This is a genomic window from Peribacillus simplex, assembly GCF_001542915.1.
GTDB lineage: Bacteria > Bacillota > Bacilli > Bacillales > DSM-1321 > Peribacillus > Peribacillus simplex_B.
In genome coordinates, this window is the sequence record NZ_LNNH01000028.1 from 169,465 (window position 1) to 187,189 (window position 17,725).

The 17,725-nt window shown below is 44.6% G+C and carries 15 protein-coding genes, 1 pseudogene and 1 riboswitch; of the genes and pseudogenes, 8 read left to right on the forward strand and 8 right to left on the reverse strand.

All coding sequences use genetic code 11. The annotated features are described in order from the left end of the window. Nucleotides 1-656: transposase (locus AS888_RS14995; RefSeq protein ID WP_185113107.1), on the reverse strand; the 656-nt coding region annotated here is incomplete at its 3' end. A 603-nt stretch (nt 657-1,259) separates the two neighbouring features. On the opposite strand from AS888_RS14995, the gene AS888_RS15000 reads away from it, so the two are divergent. The 7 genes and pseudogenes from AS888_RS15000 to AS888_RS15030 all read left to right on the forward strand — a co-directional run bounded on the left by AS888_RS15000 (nt 1,260) and on the right by AS888_RS15030 (nt 10,394). Then, the gene (locus AS888_RS15000; RefSeq protein WP_061142949.1) at nt 1,260-1,919 is read left to right on the forward strand and encodes a phosphatase PAP2 family protein; all 660 of its coding nucleotides are present in this window, start codon (nt 1,260-1,262) and stop codon (nt 1,917-1,919) included. A 46-nt stretch (nt 1,920-1,965) separates the two neighbouring features. Further along, nucleotides 1,966-2,580 (forward strand): DedA family protein, encoded by a 615-nt coding sequence (locus tag AS888_RS15005; protein WP_061142950.1) that lies wholly within the window; start codon nt 1,966-1,968, stop codon nt 2,578-2,580. A 184-nt stretch (nt 2,581-2,764) separates the two neighbouring features. After that, nucleotides 2,765-4,396, forward strand: coding sequence for a spore germination protein (locus AS888_RS15010; RefSeq protein WP_061142951.1), 1,632 nt, complete (start codon nt 2,765-2,767; stop codon nt 4,394-4,396). Further along, on the forward strand, nt 4,386-5,609 hold the full coding sequence (locus AS888_RS15015) for a Ger(x)C family spore germination protein (protein WP_061143017.1): 1,224 nt from the start codon (nt 4,386-4,388) through the stop codon (nt 5,607-5,609). Before AS888_RS15010 ends, AS888_RS15015 begins: the two co-directional genes overlap by 11 nt. Nucleotides 5,610-5,630: 21 nt before the next feature. Beyond that, nucleotides 5,631-6,776: a GerAB/ArcD/ProY family transporter gene (locus AS888_RS15020; RefSeq protein WP_061142952.1), complete on the forward strand. Its 1,146-nt coding sequence runs from the start codon at nt 5,631-5,633 to the stop codon at nt 6,774-6,776. Next, a complete protein-coding gene (locus tag AS888_RS15025) occupies nt 6,773-7,006 on the forward strand; it encodes a YczF family membrane protein (RefSeq protein WP_061142953.1) in 234 nt (77 codons plus the stop codon). Before AS888_RS15020 ends, AS888_RS15025 begins: the two co-directional genes overlap by 4 nt. A 182-nt stretch (nt 7,007-7,188) precedes the next feature. After that, nucleotides 7,189-10,394, forward strand: a pseudogene (locus AS888_RS15030) (DEAD/DEAH box helicase). A 79-nt stretch (nt 10,395-10,473) separates the two neighbouring features. Here the strand turns inward: AS888_RS15030 and AS888_RS15035 are convergent. The 3 genes from AS888_RS15035 to AS888_RS15045 form a co-directional block, all read right to left on the reverse strand. Next, nucleotides 10,474-10,788, reverse strand: a complete 315-nt coding sequence (locus tag AS888_RS15035) for a DMT family transporter (protein WP_061142954.1) — start codon at nt 10,786-10,788, stop codon at nt 10,474-10,476. Continuing rightward, entirely contained in the window at nt 10,788-11,129 is a 342-nt protein-coding gene (locus AS888_RS15040) for a DMT family transporter (RefSeq protein WP_061142955.1), read from the reverse strand. The genes AS888_RS15035 and AS888_RS15040 overlap by 1 nt, the downstream gene beginning before the upstream one ends. A 72-nt stretch (nt 11,130-11,201) precedes the next feature. Further along, nucleotides 11,202-11,302, reverse strand: a riboswitch (guanidine-I (ykkC/yxkD leader). A gap of 96 nt (nt 11,303-11,398) precedes the next feature. Further along, nucleotides 11,399-12,370 (reverse strand): DMT family transporter, encoded by a 972-nt coding sequence (locus AS888_RS15045; protein WP_061142956.1) that lies wholly within the window; start codon nt 12,368-12,370, stop codon nt 11,399-11,401. Between the two features lie 486 nt (nt 12,371-12,856). On the opposite strand from AS888_RS15045, the gene AS888_RS15050 reads away from it, so the two are divergent. Beyond that, entirely contained in the window at nt 12,857-13,147 is a 291-nt protein-coding gene (locus tag AS888_RS15050) for an AbrB/MazE/SpoVT family DNA-binding domain-containing protein (RefSeq protein ID WP_198512575.1), read from the forward strand. 49 nt (nt 13,148-13,196) lie between these two features. On the opposite strand, the gene AS888_RS15055 is transcribed toward AS888_RS15050, so the two are convergent. The 4 genes from AS888_RS15055 to AS888_RS15070 all read right to left on the reverse strand — a co-directional run bounded on the left by AS888_RS15055 (nt 13,197) and on the right by AS888_RS15070 (nt 17,545). Beyond that, nucleotides 13,197-13,640, reverse strand: coding sequence for a GNAT family N-acetyltransferase (locus AS888_RS15055; RefSeq protein WP_061142958.1), 444 nt, complete (start codon nt 13,638-13,640; stop codon nt 13,197-13,199). A gap of 195 nt (nt 13,641-13,835) precedes the next feature. Next, nucleotides 13,836-15,017, reverse strand: coding sequence for a Ger(x)C family spore germination protein (locus tag AS888_RS15060; RefSeq protein ID WP_155645507.1), 1,182 nt, complete (start codon nt 15,015-15,017; stop codon nt 13,836-13,838). Next, the gene (locus AS888_RS15065) at nt 14,986-16,470 is read right to left on the reverse strand and encodes a spore germination protein (protein WP_061142960.1); all 1,485 of its coding nucleotides are present in this window, start codon (nt 16,468-16,470) and stop codon (nt 14,986-14,988) included. Before AS888_RS15065 ends, AS888_RS15060 begins: the two co-directional genes overlap by 32 nt. Continuing rightward, the gene (locus tag AS888_RS15070; RefSeq protein WP_061142961.1) at nt 16,445-17,545 is read right to left on the reverse strand and encodes an endospore germination permease; all 1,101 of its coding nucleotides are present in this window, start codon (nt 17,543-17,545) and stop codon (nt 16,445-16,447) included. Before AS888_RS15070 ends, AS888_RS15065 begins: the two co-directional genes overlap by 26 nt. Nucleotides 17,546-17,725 lie beyond the last annotated feature (180 nt).

Sequence of the window (17,725 nt, forward strand, 5' to 3'; positions counted from 1 at the left end):
CCTTTCACATAGTAGCCACTCTCAGGATCCGTAGTACTTTCTTTAATTGCTTTGGTTTCTTCCTTATCAAATTTATCTGGTGGAAAAGGCTTCTTTCCATGGTTTTCACGATCTTGATTGATTTCTTCTTGAAGACGTCCTTGATACGCTCGTGTTTCTTTACGAACGATTTTCTTTTCAAATTTCCGTTTATTCGCACTGGCTTTCACATGTGTGGAATCCACGAAAACGTGTTCTACACTTATTAACTTTTTATTAGCAGCTGTCATTAAAATGCGACAGAAAATCTGTTCAAACAGGTCTGTATCTTTAAAGCGTCGCTCATAATTTTTTCCGAACGTAGAGAAATGAGGTACTTTATCATGGAAACCATAGCCTAAGAACCAACGATAAGCCATATTGGTTTCAACTTCTTCAATCGTTTTACGCATGGAACGAATACCGAAGGTATATTGAATGAAAGTCAGTTTAACTAAAATAACTGGATCAATACTTGGGCGTCCTACCTCTGAGTACATATCTTTCACCAAGTCATAAATGAAAGTGAAGTCAATGGCAGCCTCCATTTTACGAACCAAATGGTTCGGTGGCACCAGTTGATCTAAAGTAATCATTTCAAGTTGATCTCGCTGAATAGAATCATGTTTAGAAAGCATCCTCATCACCTCAAGTTTTAATCCTTCAATTTTAAAACAAAAATGACTCCAGTCAAAAGTGTTCTATCTAAAAGGTACGACAAAGTTGATTGGAACGGAAGGTACGAGACTCCTGCGGGAAAAGCGCGTCTAGGGGAGACCCCGCAGGCAAAGCCGAGGAGGCTCCCCGACCGCCCGCGGAAAGCGAGTGCCTGGAGTGGAAATCAACGTCTAAATTGTACAGGCCATAAAAATAGACAAACTCGATTTTCATCGAGTTTGTCTACAGTCTGAAATCCCTTATGCATCGACTTGCATAAGGGATTTTTTCATTTCATCAGGAATAACAATCTTTTTTCCGCTGCAATGCCTCCATTCACTTTCTGAAATTTGTGGTCGTTTAGCTTCGAATGAGGTGAAAAGATGCTAAATTGATCGAATCCTTTAATCTAAAGTACCCTTAAGTTGAGGTGCCTGTGATGGATAGAGTAGTATGAAAAGTAGAATGTTTTCTATCTCGGCATGCGTAGTCTCATATTGACATGCTGGAGTCATTTTTTTAAGCTGAAGAATGGTGAAAGTCGATAGGAAGAAGCGAGCATCAAAATGTGAAAGGATGTTATTATGAAATTAAAGCTGCAATTGACGATTGCCTTTTTAGTGAGTGTGTTTGCTTTACTCGGGTTCAGCTTCATGGCCATTGCCGTAAGTGCCAATGATTACTTGCATTTTGACAGTGAAGTGATTTCCTTTATACAGGGATGGGAGTCGCCGCTACTTACAGGTATCATGAAGGTCTTTACATACATAGGTTCCACCGGTTCCATAATCGTTCTATCCTTGTTCATTTTAATTTTTCTATATAAAGGTTTGAAGCATCGTGTGGAGTTAGTGTTGTTCATTGCCGTCATGGCTGGGTCTCCGATCCTCAATGCAATGGTTAAGCTTTGCTTTCAACGGACAAGGCCCGATTTACATCGCCTCATCGAAATAGGAGGCTATAGCTTTCCAAGCGGGCATGCGATGAATGCCATGTCATTGTACGGGATTCTCACCTTTTTGTTGTGGCGGCACATCAAGGTTAAGTGGGGAAGGATTCTCTTGATCGTGTTGAGTACATCGATGATCCTCACGATAGGGATAAGTCGGATATACTTGGGAGTCCATTATCCTAGTGATATAATAGCGGGTTATTTGGCAGGCGGTTTTTGGATTGCGACGTCGATTTGGTTCTTCCAGAGGTATCAGGACCGCCGGCAGGACAAAAACGATAAGCAAATGTAGGTGATACATGCTTTTGGGAGATTCAATACAGTTAGGGGCGTTAGGTATGGAAAACTGGATTACGGAATTCATGAATGATTTTGGTTATATAGGCATCTTTCTTTTGATAGCGTTGGAAAATATTTTTCCGCCCATCCCATCGGAGGTCATTCTGACGTTTGGCGGTTTCATGACAACGACAGCGAATATGACGATCCTTGGCGTCGTGATCGCGTCGACCTTTGGATCGGTGGCAGGAGCGGTCATCCTTTATTGGATTGGTTCGATTCTTGATGTGAAAATAATTGAAAGGTTCGTCGAAAGGTGGGGGCATATTTTCCGGTTAACGGTATCTGACGTCCACAAGGCGAACGCATGGTTTGAAAAGTACGGTGCATGGACCGTATTCTTCTGCAGGCTCGTTCCGTTGATCAGGAGTTTGATCTCGCTGCCGGCAGGCATGTCGCATATGAACTTTTGGCTATTCCTGCTATATACAACATCCGGAACGTTAATTTGGAACATCATTTTAGTGAATATCGGGGCGGCTGTTGGATCTTCGTGGGAAGATATCGTCGGATACATGGACATTTATTCAAACATCGTGTATGCCGTATTGGCAATGCTTTTGATTCTTTTCATAGTCTGGATTTTCAAGAGAAATAAAGGCAAAGTGAAATAATTGGATGATTGGGCCATCCAATTCCAACAAAACCGAATAAACCTCAAAGACTGTCGATTTGGCGGTCTTTTTCTTTTGTCTTCGATTCTGGTTGAAATGAACTGAGGAAGAAGGGAAACACAGAATAAAGGGTATACCCTTTGGACAAAATGAGTGAAACGAAAAAGGAATGAGGGTCGGTGCAATGGTTTCTTTTTTCAAACAAAAAAGACAAGGTAAGCAGCATGATACGAAAAAGGAAGAGGACAAACAATCGAAAACGGCTGATTATATCCAAAGCTCCCTTTCTGCCAATATGGAAATCGTGAAGCAAAGAACGGGAAACAGTCCGGATATCATTATCAGAACGTTGAAAATCAGCCAAAGCCCTGAAATAAAAACGACGATTGTGTACGTCCAGGGTCTGATCGATAATCCTAGTGTTACGGATTTTTTAATTGAATCGATGATGAAGAACCCTCATCTGGCAGAGAAAATACTTCCGCAAAAAGCGTTGGACATAATCACCGAGGACGTGGTTTCCCTCGGTGGTGTAGCGACCGTCAATGACTGGGAAAAACTGTTTTTGGCGTTATTATCAGGTGATAGCATCATTTTTGTTGATGGGATAAACACAGCGCTAGTTGCCAGTACAAAAGGGGGAGACCGGCGCTCCATCCAAGAACCAAGCACCCATTTGACCGTCAGGGGATCGCGGGAGGGCTTTACGGAATCGATAGAAACGAACATCGCCATGTTGCGCCGCATCATCAACAGTCCGGATTTATGGATCGAATCGATGAAAATCGGTACGGTGACCAAAACGGATGTTTCGATCATGTATATAAACGGAATTGCGAAAAAAGATATCGTCGTGGAGGTCAAGAAACGCCTCCAGCGAATCAATATCGATAGCATTCTTGAATCGGGATATATAGAACAATTGATAGAGGATCAGGTCATGACCCCATTTCCCACCATGAATCATACGGAAAGGCCAGATATGGTCGCGGGGAACCTGTTGGAGGGAAGGGTCGCAATATTCGTTAACGGCACTCCATTCGTCCTCGTGGCACCTGCACTATTCGTCCAATTTTTCCAATCTGTCGAAGACTACTATAATCGCTTTGACATTGCATCAGCCACACGTTTTTTACGGATCATCGTATTTATCATTTCAATCGTGGGACCTGCCCTCTATGTGGCAGCCACGACATTCCATCAGGAAATGATCCCGACGAAATTGCTCGTCATCGTCGCGGCGCAAAGGGAAACGGTGCCATTGCCCGCCGTCATTGAAGCCCTTCTCATGGAGATAACCTTTGAAATCCTGAGGGAAGCGAGCCTCCGGATGCCAAAGGCAGTGGGAGGGACAATGTCCATTGTCGGTGCCCTGGTCATCGGACAGGCGGCCGTACAGGCCGGCATCGTATCTCCGGCGATGGTCATCATCGTCTCGATCACGGCGATTGCCAGCTTTGCAACGCCTTCCTATTCCATTGCCATTTCTGCCCGGTTGGTGCGTTTTGCATTTATCATCTGTGCCGGCGTAATCGGATTCTATGGCATGATCTTAGCCTTTATCGTCCTCATCGTCCACTTATGCAGCCTGCGTTCATTCGGTGTCCCGTATATGTCACCGCTTGCGCCATTGAACCCGCAAGGATTGGGCGACACATTCTTCAGAAGGCCGATGTGGGCGTTCAAGGAAAGGCCCAAGTTGATAAGCTCCAAAGATAACCTGAAACGGGAAGGCGATAATCAAAGACCTCTGCCTCCTGAATCACGTGGAATGAAAACATCTGACGAGGGAAAAGGTGATGGAAATGAATCGTAAAAGACTCGTTCTGCTCTTGATGTTGATCGGCACAACCTTCACCTCCGGCTGTTGGGATAAAACGGAGTTGAACGAAATGTCGATCGTCTCTGCCGTCGGAATCGATAAAAATAAAGAAGGAAAGCTAGTGGGAACGTTTCAAATCATCAATCCGGTCAATGTGGCGGGTTCACTCCAGGGCGGAGGGGGGACCAATCCCCCCATCTCCATTTATAGGGCCACTGGGGATAATGTGCTTCAATTGGACAGTATCGCTTCAACCAAAATATCGCGTGACATGTATTTTGCCCATGCAAACCTGGTGGTCATAGGTGAGGATGTCGCAAAAGAAATGGGAATCAATTCGATTTTGGATGCCTTCGAGCGCTCCCCGGAATTCCGGGCCACCACGAGGCTCGTCATTGCCCGTGGTGTAAAAGCAAAAGATATCGTCGAAACGCTGACGGCGATCGATAAGTTATCGTCTGAAAAAGTCATCAAAACGATTGAATCGACGGAAAAGCAGCAGGGCGGAAGCATTAACGTCAATTTGCAAGAGGTAATCAAGAATCTCGTCAGCTCCGGTAAAGAGCCGTTAATCAGCGGATTTACAGTGAGGGGGAATACCGGTAAGGAGAATAAGATGGAGAATACCCAATCCTCCAGTATCGCCGCTAATCCAAATGCCGTCGGGATAGGTGTTTTTAAGGATGGCAAATTGGTTGATTGGCTGGATGGTAAAGAGGCAATCGGAACAATGTGGGTGATGGATAGGATCGTGAATACGAATGTTAACATTGATTGGGGAGGCAAAAAAGGCGCAGTCACCTATCAAGTGCTTCGCCAAAAAACCAATATCGAGCCAAGAATGAAAAATGGCAAACCTAAAATGCATATTACGGTCCGTGCTGAAGGCGATATCCGCGAAGTGAATGTTCCGCTTGATCTTGTGAGTCCGCACGAACTAATAGATATCGAAAAGGAGCTGGCGAAGGATTTAAAGAAAGAAATGGAGAATGCGATCGCAATCGCCCAAAAAAATAAATCGGACATTTTTGGCTTTGGGGAACTGATTCATGAGTCCCATCCAGGATATTGGAAGAAGCATGAAAAGAATTGGGATGATGTGTCTTTTCCTAAGCTGGAAGCAGAGATACAGGTTGAGTCATTTATCCGCCGCACAGGATTACGGAACAAGCCGTTTCTTTCGGATATTAAAAAGGGCGACCAATAATGGAAAGGAAGTGCCAACCACATGGAAAAGGCAAAAATCAGCGGCTACCAGCTGTTCGTCCTTATTTTCTTGTTTGAAATGGGCAGTGCACTTTTGGTTCCCCTTGCAGGTGAAGCCAAACAGGGTGCCTGGCTGGTCATCCTCATTGCGACAATCGGCGGCATTTTATTGTTTTTCGTTTATTATGCCCTGTTCCGCTACTACCCAGATCAGATTCTTACTGAATTTGTAAGGAGCATATTGGGCAATTTTTTCGGAAGGATCGTGGCTTTTCTTTATATCCTTTATTTCATGTATCTTGCGGCAAGAGTTTTGAGGGATTTCGGCGAGACTCTGCTTACCTTTGCCTATCCGCACGTTCCGCTATTTTTTGCCAATGCCGCCTTCATTTTAGTTGTGATATATACCGTCCGTAAAGGAGTGGAGGTACTGGCAAGGACAGGGGAACTATTCTTCGTCCTCGAGAATTTGCTTTACATTACTTTCTTTATTCTGATCATCGTTTCAGGCATGATCCATATGAACAACCTCAAGCCAGTTCTTGAAATCAGTGTCGTCGAGATGGGCAAGATGGCCTTTTCCAAAACGATTTTCTTTCCTTTTGGCGAACTCATTGTCTTTTTGATGATTTTCCCTTATTTGAACGAGCCTCAGCGATTGAAAAAAATTGGAGTCGCTGGCTTGGCAGCAAGTGGGATCTTCCTTTCTTTCACAATGGCATTGAATATTGCGGTGCTGGGAGTCGACCTTACATTACGCTCCCAATATCCGCTGCTGACCCTGATTCAATCCATCGAGGTCGCTGGCTTTTTGGAACGTCTCGATGTATATTTTTTGTTGAAGCTGATGATTGGCGGATTCATCAAAATAACTGTTTTCACCTATGTAGCGGTATTGGGAACGGCCAATGTGTTCAATGTAAAGCAATCATCGCGGCTTGCCTATCCGGTCGGCATCGTCATATTGCTGGTATCGATCGTGATAGCAAGCAGCTATACGGAACATATTCATGAAGGTCTCGAGGCCGTGCCGATTTACATCCACCTCCCGTTTCAGGTGATCATTCCGCTGCTGCTCCTGATCATAGCTTTTTTCAAGAATCGGAGAAAAACAAACAAGCACCAGCAACATACTGCGGAGCTGGAAGGTGGAGTGGATAATAAATGAAATTCTTCGGTATTACGCTAATGTTGCTGGTTCCCTTGGTGCTCTTCTCATTAGGGATGGATATTCTATTAGGATTCGATTTGGATAATTCCATTAAGCATGCCTTCAATCCATTTTTGGTAAAGGACCGTGCGGAATTGATTCTGTTCATGGTGCTTCTTGTCATCTTATTGTTTAGTTTCATTTATCGAAAAAAAGAGAAGGATAACAAATCCAAAGGCCAGCAATGAACGCTTACCTAGCCAGTATGGCATGATAGATGAACTCCATTTCAAATCTTGGTTTGAATGAGGGGTTTGTCTTTTTGCTTTTTTACCACCCCGTTCATCCATTTCATAGTATGATGATGAAATGGGCTTATCTTTCATATAGGATGGTTACATAGAAATCCTCAGCAAGGAGGTCTGCCATTTTGGATATCAAATTAAATCAAAAAATCATAAAAGACATGTGTGGGACAGTTTCCTTCAAAAGAGGGGGGCCTTCCAGCGGACGAATAAAGTGACTTTTGAAAGCTACCGCCCCGATGGCTGTGAAGCAATTGTCGCTGGAAAGGAAATCTTTCATGTTTCCGTTGCAGCGGATGCCGCCGGCGGAATAAAATCGACATGCACCTGCCCTACACTCGCTTCCTTCGCAAAGGATTGCCAGCATATTGCAGCCGTACTGCTGTCGGTTTACGATCATCAGCGCCAAGGAACGGTCCCTGAAGGGGCAGACACAGCCCAGGTAGATGCGTCAAGGCTGTCCGAGGGGTTACTGACGCTGTTCAATAGCCAGACTGTACGAAAAAGCGGGCATCAGCTCCACTTCGAAAACCGGCAGATGCTTGAAGCCGAGTTTACGCTGAAGCCAATATTGATGGGCAAGAGGCAATATATGCTCGGAATGGAACTGGAAATCGGTAAGGTTCATGTAGCGGATGTCCGGGATTTCCTGAAGCGAGTAAAAGAAGGGGAACCTGCCTTGCTCTCCCCGTCATTTCTGTATGACCCTGAGCTTCATTGTTTTCAGCGTGAAACGGACGCAGTCCTGCAGCAGCTCATTACCGTGCTATCGGATGAAAAAGTCTATGCAGACGCCCTAGCGGATGAATCGGAATACAAGATGGACGATCACTTATTGCTTCTGCCTCCATCTTCCTTTACCAGGCTCCTCCCTTTCCTTGCCAGTGTACCGTGGGTGAAGCTCGCTCATGGCGGCAAAACGTTTCAAGGTCTGCTGATTTCATGCGAGTCGCTACCTTTGCGTTTTCATTTTAACCAAAGCGAGGGTGAAGGATATCGACTGGATATTAACGGCCTGAATGAGATGATCGTCATGGATGCATATAAAACGGTTCTTTTTGATGGAAGTCTCGTCCAGCTCGAATCCGAAGATTGCCAACGCCTATCGGACTTGAAGCAAATGCTTGAAGATTCAGGGATGGATCGAATTCCCATCCATCATGATCAACTGGAATTATTCTTCGACAAAGTCGTGCCGGGCTTGAAAAGGCTCGGGGAAGTCCAGATTGCAAGGTCCATCAGTGAACGGTTTATGACGGCACCGCTTGTGGCAAAGCTATATCTGGATCGAGTGAAAAACAGGCTGCTTGCCGGTTTGGAATTCCATTATGAAAATATCGTGATCAACCCCTTGGATGAATCCAAAGTACCTGCGATGCTCATAAGAGATGCAAAAAAGGAGGCGGAGATACTTACGCGTATGGAGGATGGCCGATTCGCCAAGACGGACGGTGGTTACTTTCTGCATAATGAAGAGTTGGAGTACGAGTTTTTATACCATATCGTCCCGAAACTCCAAAATTTGGTCCAAATCTATGCCACGACAGCGATAAGAAACCGAATATCGCGGGGGAATTCGGCACCGCGCATCAGGGTGAAAATCAAGAAGGAACGAACGGATTGGCTGGAATTCAAATTTGAAATGGACGCGATCCCCGATAAGCAAATACGGGAGGTGTTGGCAGCGCTTGAAGAAAAGCGGAAGTATTACCGCTTAAGGAGTGGATCGCTGCTTTCCCTAGAGACGAGGGAGTTCGAGGAAATCCAACGTTTCCTGAAGGCACTTCCCGTGCAGGATCAAGATCTGGAAGGCAGTCTGAACATGCCAATCGTAACAGGGCTTCGGCTTCTGGATTCCGTGAACGACAGCGGCACATTCACGTTCGAGGAATCATTCCGTAAGTTCCTGGAAAACATCAAGAATCCGGATGAATTGGAGTTCCCAGTGCCAATGAGCCTGGAGCCGATATTGCGTGATTATCAAAAACACGGCTACAAATGGATGAAAATACTCGCCGGATACGGATTCGGAGGGATTCTTGCAGATGATATGGGACTCGGGAAAACCCTGCAAAGCATAGCGTTCATCGTATCGGAGCTGCCCGACATTCGTAAGGAAAAGCGCCCGGCCCTCATTGTCTGCCCCTCATCCTTAACCTATAATTGGCTGGCTGAATTCGTAAAATTCGCTCCGGATATCCAAGCTGTCATCGTCGATGGGCACAAGCTGGAGCGGACAAAGCTATTGAGGGAAGCGATGGACATGGATGTCGTGATCACCTCGTATCCGCTGCTGCGGAGGGATATTTTATGGTTTGAAAAACAGGACTTCCATACGGTGTTCTTTGATGAAGCACAGGCGTTCAAGAACCCAGGGACACAAACGGCCCGGGCGGCCAAGAAGATAAAGGCCGGACATCGTTTTGCGCTGACGGGCACGCCGATCGAGAATTCGCTTGAAGAGCTCTGGTCACTATTTCATGTTGTCTTTCCCGAGCTGTTCATGGGGTTAAAGGAATATAGCAACCTCTCCAGGAAGAAGATCTCCCGGAGGATCCAGCCTTTTCTGCTGCGGAGGATGAAAGAGGATGTACTGGGGGAGCTTCCGGAAAAAATCGAGTCGCAGAAATCGATGGAGCTGCTTCCAGATCAAAAGAAATTATACGGTGCCTATCTGGCGAAGCTTAAAGCTGACACGCTCAAGCATCTCGACAAGGATACCTTCCGCAAAAACCGGATCAGGATTCTCGCTGGCTTGACCAGGCTTCGGCAGATTTGCTGTCACCCCGCCTTGTTCGTGGACGGGTATACAGGCAGCTCGGCAAAGTATGAACAGCTTATGCAAATCATCGAGGAATCGAAGCTTTCAGGAAGACGGGTGCTGATTTTCTCGCAATTTACGAAGATGCTTCAAATGATCGGCAGGGATTTAGCGAGGCAGGGACAAGACTACTTCTATTTGGATGGGCAAACACCATCGAAGGAACGTGTGGATGTCTGCAATCGATTTAACTCAGGAGAACGGGATATATTCCTCATTTCTTTGAAAGCTGGAGGGACTGGGCTCAATTTGACCGGTGCCGACACGGTCATTCTTTATGACCTTTGGTGGAATCCGGCCGTTGAGGAGCAGGCTGCCGACAGGGCCCACCGAATGGGGCAGGAAAACGTGGTCCAAGTCATCAAACTTGTTGCCCGGGGCACCATCGAAGAGAAAATGAATGAGCTTCAAGAGAAGAAGAGACATCTGATCGAGGAAATCATCGACCCTGGAGAGAAGTCATCATCCGCACTTACGGAAGAGGACATTCGGGAAATTTTGATGATATAGGAAGGGGGGAAGCTGTTTCAGCCACCGTCATAGCCCTTCCTGTTAGGCCGCCTGCAAATGGGCGGCCTTTTTTTCTAAACTAGGAAACGAGTTTCAAGCCGACAGCTGCACATAGCACCATCGCTATGAACACGATTCTCCGCCAATCTTTCGATTCACCATATAGGAGCATCCCGATTATCGCTCCGCCAGATGCGCCGATTCCAGTCCATATCGCATAGGCCGTTCCCATCGGCAATGTTTGCATGGCATAAGCAAGAAATAGGAAACTTGCACCGAATCCGGCGAATAACAGCGTCAAGGATTGCCAATTCCGGTCTTTATGCAATTTATTGATCATCGCAACACCAAACATTTCACATAGACCCGCTAAGATTAAAGAAATCCAAGCCATCATGATTCCTCCCCTTTTGCAGCTTTATCATCGGTCACTACCTTTAAACCGATTACCCCTCCTAATAATAGGAGGATCAATAGCGTTTTGCTTAACTTGAATGATTCTCCAAAGAAGATGATTTCAGATAAAACGGTCCCGGCGGTCCCCATCCCTACAAAAACGGCATATACCGTTCCGACGGGAAGCTTCCGTCCAGCCATGATCATCAAATAAAAACTGATGATGATGGAAATGACGGTTCCGGTCCAAGTCCAAAAACCATCCGCATGTTTTAAGCCAACCACCCAAAAAACCTCAAAAAAAGCTGCAATGAATACTTTAATCCAGTTGATATGCATGACACCAACACCTCCAATATCATTATTCTTTACCAAAAAACAAAAAAGCCAAAGAGATGACTGTTAAACAGTATCTCCCAGGCTTTTATCCTTCCGTGACACAGCAAGCTGTGAGTTTTCTCTCGGACCAGGCCAGCCATTAGACGTGCTGCGGAACCCTAGAAAACATTTGACGTATGCAATTACCTTACATTATACATACTTTTGAAACATACTCAAGAGAAAAATCATGACAAAATCAAGTAGCGCTTCATGATGCAAAGCACCAATCAGGCATTGACTGTCCGTTTTCGGGCTGGCCCTTCATTTTTATGTGATACATAGCTATGCAGGATCATTCCGATGATCACGATGAAGATGCCGAACCACGATAAAAGGGAAGGAATCGCTAAAGCAAGGAATAGTAATTCGCCAGCCAGGGCAAATAGCACTTCCATCGATTGAGTGGCTTCCACGGAAGCTAATTTCTGCATATTTCCGCGTGCCATATCGGTCGCCTTGAAAAAAAGGACGGTCGCAATAACGCCGGAAAACAAGGCTACCAAAAGGGATTGAAAGCTCTGCATCTTCGTCGGGGCGCCTACTGTCATGAATCCGTAAATGGAAAGCAGGAACCAAAACGGCAGACTTGCCAACGTCATGCCTAATACCCTTTGATAGGCATCCAGCCTCCCTTCTGACACTTCCATCATTTTACGATTCCCCAAAGGATAGGCGAATCCAGCGATGATGATTGGAATCACGCCTAACCAGAGGTTAGCCATGGAAATATGCTTCGTATGCTCCAGTTGCATCAGGATGATACCGAGCAGGATGATCATCGACATGAAGAGCCCCTTTACGGAAATCTTCCCTCTTTTCCTTTCAAGCCCATCTTTTGTTTCGATATTTTCAAAAAAGAGCGGGGCCAGTAAAGCTCCCGAAATGATCGTGATTTGCCAAGTTCCGGCAATCAGCCAACCCGGTGAGTAGGCGGAGGCAAAGCATAAGGGGGCATAAAATAACCCGAAGCCCACAAAACTCCAAAGCAGCCAAGTTCCCGGCCGTTCTCTCATCACACGCAATAGGGGAAGCAGGTTTTTCCTGCTTAAAACGATACACAATAGAAAGGGCACCATGAAAATATATCGCAGCGAAGCACTCCAAATCCAACTCCCGCCAGACAATTCCATCGCCTGATTCAAAACGAACGTAAAGGCAAAGAAGAAAGCTGAACAAATCCCTAATATAATCGGACGCAATGGACTCACCTCCATCTGTTTTATGAGCCAATAATTAGCCAAGCCCCTGAAAGAATGGCAATCGTTTCGGCTTTCGTTATGATGGTACGAACATATTCGCAGTGGGAAGGACTTAAAGAAATTTTCTGAATAGATAATCAACCAATATAAATTGTCCTTCAAAAGTGAGGGAAAATCAACAGGATTCTGCTAGATTTGTAAAATCATCCTTCATCGTTCGACATGAACGTTTTGTCGGCACGGAAAGGAAGCGCTATCATGTTTGCGTTTGATTTGCCAGTATATTCTATAAGGAAGGAGGATAAACGCTGACACGACGGGGTTCAGATCCGTTTAAGCTGAAAAAATCATATAAAGGTAGATAATATCCGAAGATGCGAGAATTGACGGATATGGTAGGGAGTGGTATCTTTATAGAAGTGCAAATAATGTCGAATGCTGACGAAATACATAGATGCAACATTCGCAAGAAAATGAGTGGGGTAAATAATCATGAAATCTACAGGTATTGTACGTAAAGTTGACGAATTAGGACGGGTAGTCATTCCGATTGAACTGCGCCGTACATTAGGAATTAAAGAGAAAGACGCTTTGGAGATCTATGTCGAACAAGATCGTATAATCCTTCAAAAATATAAGCCAAACATGACTTGTCAGGTAACAGGTGAAACATCCGATGACAATATGAAACTAGCTGACGGAAAATTGATCCTAAGCGCTGAAGGTGCTGAACTTCTAATCAAGGAAATTCAAGCTAGCCTCGAAACTGCTAAATAAAGCTAAAAGGCATCCAAGAGCAGGGAAATAACATTTCCCTGCTCTTTTTTTATTGGACGATGGAGAAATGATAAAAATAATTCGTTTCGCGAGCGAATCCTATTTTTTCGTAAAGGCTTTGTGCCTCCACATTATCCTTGCCTGTCTCGAGTGTAATCCCTTTTGCGCCTGATTCCCGTGCGAAAGCGATCGCCGCCTTCAATAACTCCTCGCCATATCCCTTTTTGCGCGCTGAATCCTTCACGAATAAGTCGTTCAAGATCCATGAATGCCTCATGCTTACTGATGAAAAGGAAGGATACAGTTGTACAAACCCTACAGCATCCTCCTCTTCACTGGCCATGAACACGACAGAATCTCCATTCGCCAGCCTTTCACCCAAAAAATTCCTTGCCGAAACAAAATCAGACACCTGCTCATAAAACACTCTGTATGCATCAAAAAGACCCGTCAGAGATTCGAGCTGGTCCAATGTAGCTCTCTGGATATTCATATAGGATACCTCCAAATGATTAGAATACTCATAATTTACCATTTCTTCGTGCGTAATGAAACGTATTCATGACTTCTTTACGCGTGTTGCTCGTTTTTTTGAAGGTTTTCCATTGTGTTTGGCCATTAACTCGAAATGTGGTGCACGGGGCTTGTATTCAGTAGTTACATATTGTGCGAATGAAGCATTGCGCCATCATCTTAAAGGTTTAGCTTCCAAGCCGCCTGTGTTCTTGATATGGACTTTGACGTTGATCGCATGGATTGAATGGGGATCCAGGTAATCCTTCGGTTCTTTAATATCATTTTCCTGCCAGTATTTGGTTTCTTTGATATAGAGGATTTTGCCTAGGCTTAGTGGATCTGCATTCTTTTTGAGTCCTGCTTCAAAGGTCGATTGAATTTCTTTTTTAATTTGGCTTTCAAATTTCCGTTTTATTTTATTCATATCCATTTGGGTATCGAGTCCGAGTATTTTGCCTGGCACGACAACCTCGATATCGTATTTAAACTTTCCGTTCTTGAAAACTGGTTTTACTTTATGATAGGGATGGGAGAAGGACGCATAGATATCTTCCTTGTTGAAGCTAATATTTACGGGTGCCTTGTTGGTTCTTTTAGTTAGCCAGCGGACGCCGCTCAATTCTTGTTCAGAAAACCAGGGCTGTGACACTTTGAAGAAAATGACAAAGGCTCCATCCATATAAAGGCTTTTGCGTTTAGTCCCTTTTTCTTTCCACACCTTATTGTTCCAGCTAATGGAAGGCAAAATGGTCGTCGATGCTTTTTCACGTTGATTGGAATAATATTTTTGAACGGTAATGGGTTTAATGAATGAGCGATTACGATAGATATCTTCCGGAAGATATAAAGTCGTGTACAAAGGTGACAAATTAAAATAGCCATTGATGGAAAAAAGCTCATCCATGGAACTTTTCGTGGCGAAAATATTGGCTGAGTATCTAAGCAGTTGGTTCCTATAAATATAATCGACTATTTCGGTGCTTTGCTGTTTCAGTACATTTTCACTGAGCACAAAGGTGGAAACATGCCCCATATAAAGGGCTTGCTGTGTATTGTGCATCAGTTGGTTCATGGCCGTCGAAATGGAACGGCCTTTTTCCTTTCCTACATATACAGGAGGGTTTTGCGTCGGTTTCGCTTCCGTTTTAGCTACGGCAGCGAAGTCCACAAGCTGCGCATAAACGATATATTCCCCATCTTTGAAATCGATGCCGATCGCTGTTGTATAGTGGAAATCCTGGATCGTTTTTTCGTCCCAGCAACCGGAAAGTAACAGGAATAAGGGAATGGTCAACAAAATTTTAGTGATGCGGAACATGTCCTTATTGCCCCTTCCTTGTTTTATCTTTGGCACCTAGGGATCGCTTGGCCATTGAATTCCATGGCCTCTTTATGAAGGAATCCAGGACCTTCGTCAATCTTGGGGGATTTAGTCCGCCAAGATAGGAAACACCGAATGAATCGAGCCTCGATAATAAAGTGACGATGGACAGGAAGCCGATGATGCAGCCGTAGATTCCATAAATGCAGCTGAGTGCCAGGACGAACATGCGTAAGATGGTGACGGCTCCAGTTAATGATTGATTGACAAGGGTATAAGACGCGACAGATGTAACAGCTGTTACCACTAGCATCGTTTGGGAGGTCAGCCCTGCCCGGATTGCGGCATCACCGACGATGAGCCCGCCGACCACTGCGACGGTTTGGCCGACGGCTTTAGGCAATCTCACTCCGGATTCACGGAATAACTCGAATAAAATGAGCATGAGAATGAACTCCATCGTCGCAGACAACGGAAGCCCGAGTCTTGAAAGGGTTATGGTCGCAAGTAAAGGAAACGGCACCTGTTCGATATTGAAAGCGGATATCGATATCCAGAATCCAGGCAATAAAATGGTAATGCCCAGTCCCAGAAAACGAAGAAGTCGTTCAAGGCTTACATATAAATAAGGAAGATTCGAATCTTCAGCTGTCTTAATTTGCAATAATAAAGTAGAAGGAGCGACAATGACCGTGGGCATCCCGTCAACGATCAGGATGAACCTTCCTTGATTGATGGCCTCGACTACAAAATCGGGACGGCTCGTATAATGAGTGAGTGGGAATATGCTGAATTTACTGTTTGAGATCATTTCCTCCAATTGCTGGCTGCTGACCAATATATCAATATCGATCGAGTTCATCCTGGCTCTAATATTGGCGATAAGATCTTTATTGACGATGTCATCCATGTACATCAGCGCTACTTTCGTTTGACTTCGCCTGCCTACGATAAAATCCTCGTAGGCGAGTGATTTTGTTTTTAAACGCTTTCTGACCAAGGCTGTATTTATGCTTAAATCTTCGACAAACCCATCTCTTGGCCCCCGTACTGAAACCTCGAAGGAGGATTCCTCAGGCTGCCTGTTCGGGACATTGGACAAATTCATCGAATACACCTTCTGGGTGGAAGGGATGAACAACAAAGCATAACCGGAGAAAATCGACTGTTGTACACTAGTGAATTCATCATCGATGGTTACCTTCGTCAAATCCACCAACGGGTTCAGCTTGTTAATGGTTGCCTCGGCATCGATTTTCTCATCCAACGCCATCATTTTGTTCAGTTTTTCCAATATCCCCTCATTCAATAAACTGATATCGACCATGCTCGTGCAATAAAAGATAAGGGCAGGAATGGGATTTTCGGTTTCCCCGATATAAATCGTGTCAAAGAGGATGTCTGAACTCTTGCAGAACAACTTGCGAAATGTTTCCTCCTTCAATTCAGGCAGTTCCGGTTCATTTTTGGATCGTTTCATTCTCATGCTTTTTCCCCTCCTTCGAATGGATGAATGTGCCGATAAACAAAAAGGCGGTCAAAAGTAAAAGGAAATAAAAGGTGCCAGGGTAATAATAGTTTTGACTGATATGCAGGAACTTGAAATTACTGAAGGGCACGATGGAGATGATCACCATGAGAAAGCCGATGGCGAAAAGGATTCCGAGCTTCATATTGTTCGATTTTCCTTTAAAGGTCTCCGTTATAAGGAACAACGCCAAAGAAACACGGATATAAGCACCGGCAAGCCATTGATAAATGGAAAAGAAATCGGTATGTTCGATATATTTCCCAATTGTCAGCAAGCGCCACTGTTCATAGGCGGGGTATCTCATCGCTTCGGCTAAGATCGGTCCGAATTCCGCAATAGCTGCAGTCAGCGGGCCAAGAAGCAGGAACAACATGCCAAGGCATAAAAGGGCCAATCCCTTGCGGCTAAGTGTATCGGTAAGTTTTTCCTGGAAAAAAGCAAGTAAAATCAGTTCAGCAAAGCCGTACGATGAGTAAAGAAAGGCTCTAGTGCCGTGAAAATACCCATTTTCAAAAAGGGGAAGAAGGTGGCTATAATCTTTTTTCGGAATATTTCCCGTCGCAACGAACAGGCCAAGAATTACGACGATCGGCAATAATACTGAAGAACTGATGGCAATGGAACGCAAGCCAGAGTGGGCCATGAATATGCATAGCAGGGCAAACGGAAGGATGATGGCCAAACTAGGGGTTTCAAAAAGGAAGCTTGTCGTGATCCAATCCATCGTTTCCTTCGTGGTGGCCAAAACCAGGCTTATCAGATAAATCTTGATGAAGAATAAAACGATATTTTTAATCGGTTTGCCGAATTTATTTTCAAGCCAAGCCGCCAGAGTATCATTATTCATATTCTTGATTATCCTTGATAAGAGATAGACCCAAATCGGGATCAACCCGATAGTAAGAGCGGCAAAAAACCAAGCATCCCTTCCGCCGGCAGAAAGAAGGAAGGGGATCAAGATGACATGATTAAGAAGGCCAATAGATAAAAAGAAAATACTAAGAACTTGTATCGAACTAATTTTCTTCAAAATGCTCTGATCCCCATTTCCATTGTTGAGTAAAGTGTTTAAATAACCGCGATCATATATTTGTTTATGGTTGCTAAAAGTGGAAATAGTATACCTTTAATGATTTGGATTAATATTCCTGCTGAGAAATCTTTGAAGGAGCAAGCATAAATGCCGTCGATTCAGAGGATTTATCATGAG

What these genes read in the sequence shown, in the direction of transcription:
- AS888_RS15010 (WP_061142951.1), top strand. Translation starts at nt 2,765, where the DNA reads ATGGTTTCTTTTTTCAAACAAAAAAGACAAGGTAAGCAGCATGATACG.
- AS888_RS15055 (WP_061142958.1), bottom strand. Translation starts at nt 13,640, where the DNA reads ATGAATATCCAGAGAGCTACATTGGACCAGCTCGAATCTCTGACGGGT.
- AS888_RS15040 (WP_061142955.1), bottom strand. Translation starts at nt 11,129, where the DNA reads ATGCATATCAACTGGATTAAAGTATTCATTGCAGCTTTTTTTGAGGTT.
- AS888_RS15035 (WP_061142954.1), bottom strand. Translation starts at nt 10,788, where the DNA reads ATGGCTTGGATTTCTTTAATCTTAGCGGGTCTATGTGAAATGTTTGGT.
- AS888_RS15065 (WP_061142960.1), bottom strand. Translation starts at nt 16,470, where the DNA reads ATGAGAATGAAACGATCCAAAAATGAACCGGAACTGCCTGAATTGAAG.
- AS888_RS15020 (WP_061142952.1), top strand. Translation starts at nt 5,631, where the DNA reads ATGGAAAAGGCAAAAATCAGCGGCTACCAGCTGTTCGTCCTTATTTTC.
- AS888_RS15005 (WP_061142950.1), top strand. Translation starts at nt 1,966, where the DNA reads ATGGAAAACTGGATTACGGAATTCATGAATGATTTTGGTTATATAGGC.
- AS888_RS15025 (WP_061142953.1), top strand. Translation starts at nt 6,773, where the DNA reads ATGAAATTCTTCGGTATTACGCTAATGTTGCTGGTTCCCTTGGTGCTC.
- AS888_RS15015 (WP_061143017.1), top strand. Translation starts at nt 4,386, where the DNA reads ATGAATCGTAAAAGACTCGTTCTGCTCTTGATGTTGATCGGCACAACC.
- AS888_RS15000 (WP_061142949.1), top strand. Translation starts at nt 1,260, where the DNA reads ATGAAATTAAAGCTGCAATTGACGATTGCCTTTTTAGTGAGTGTGTTT.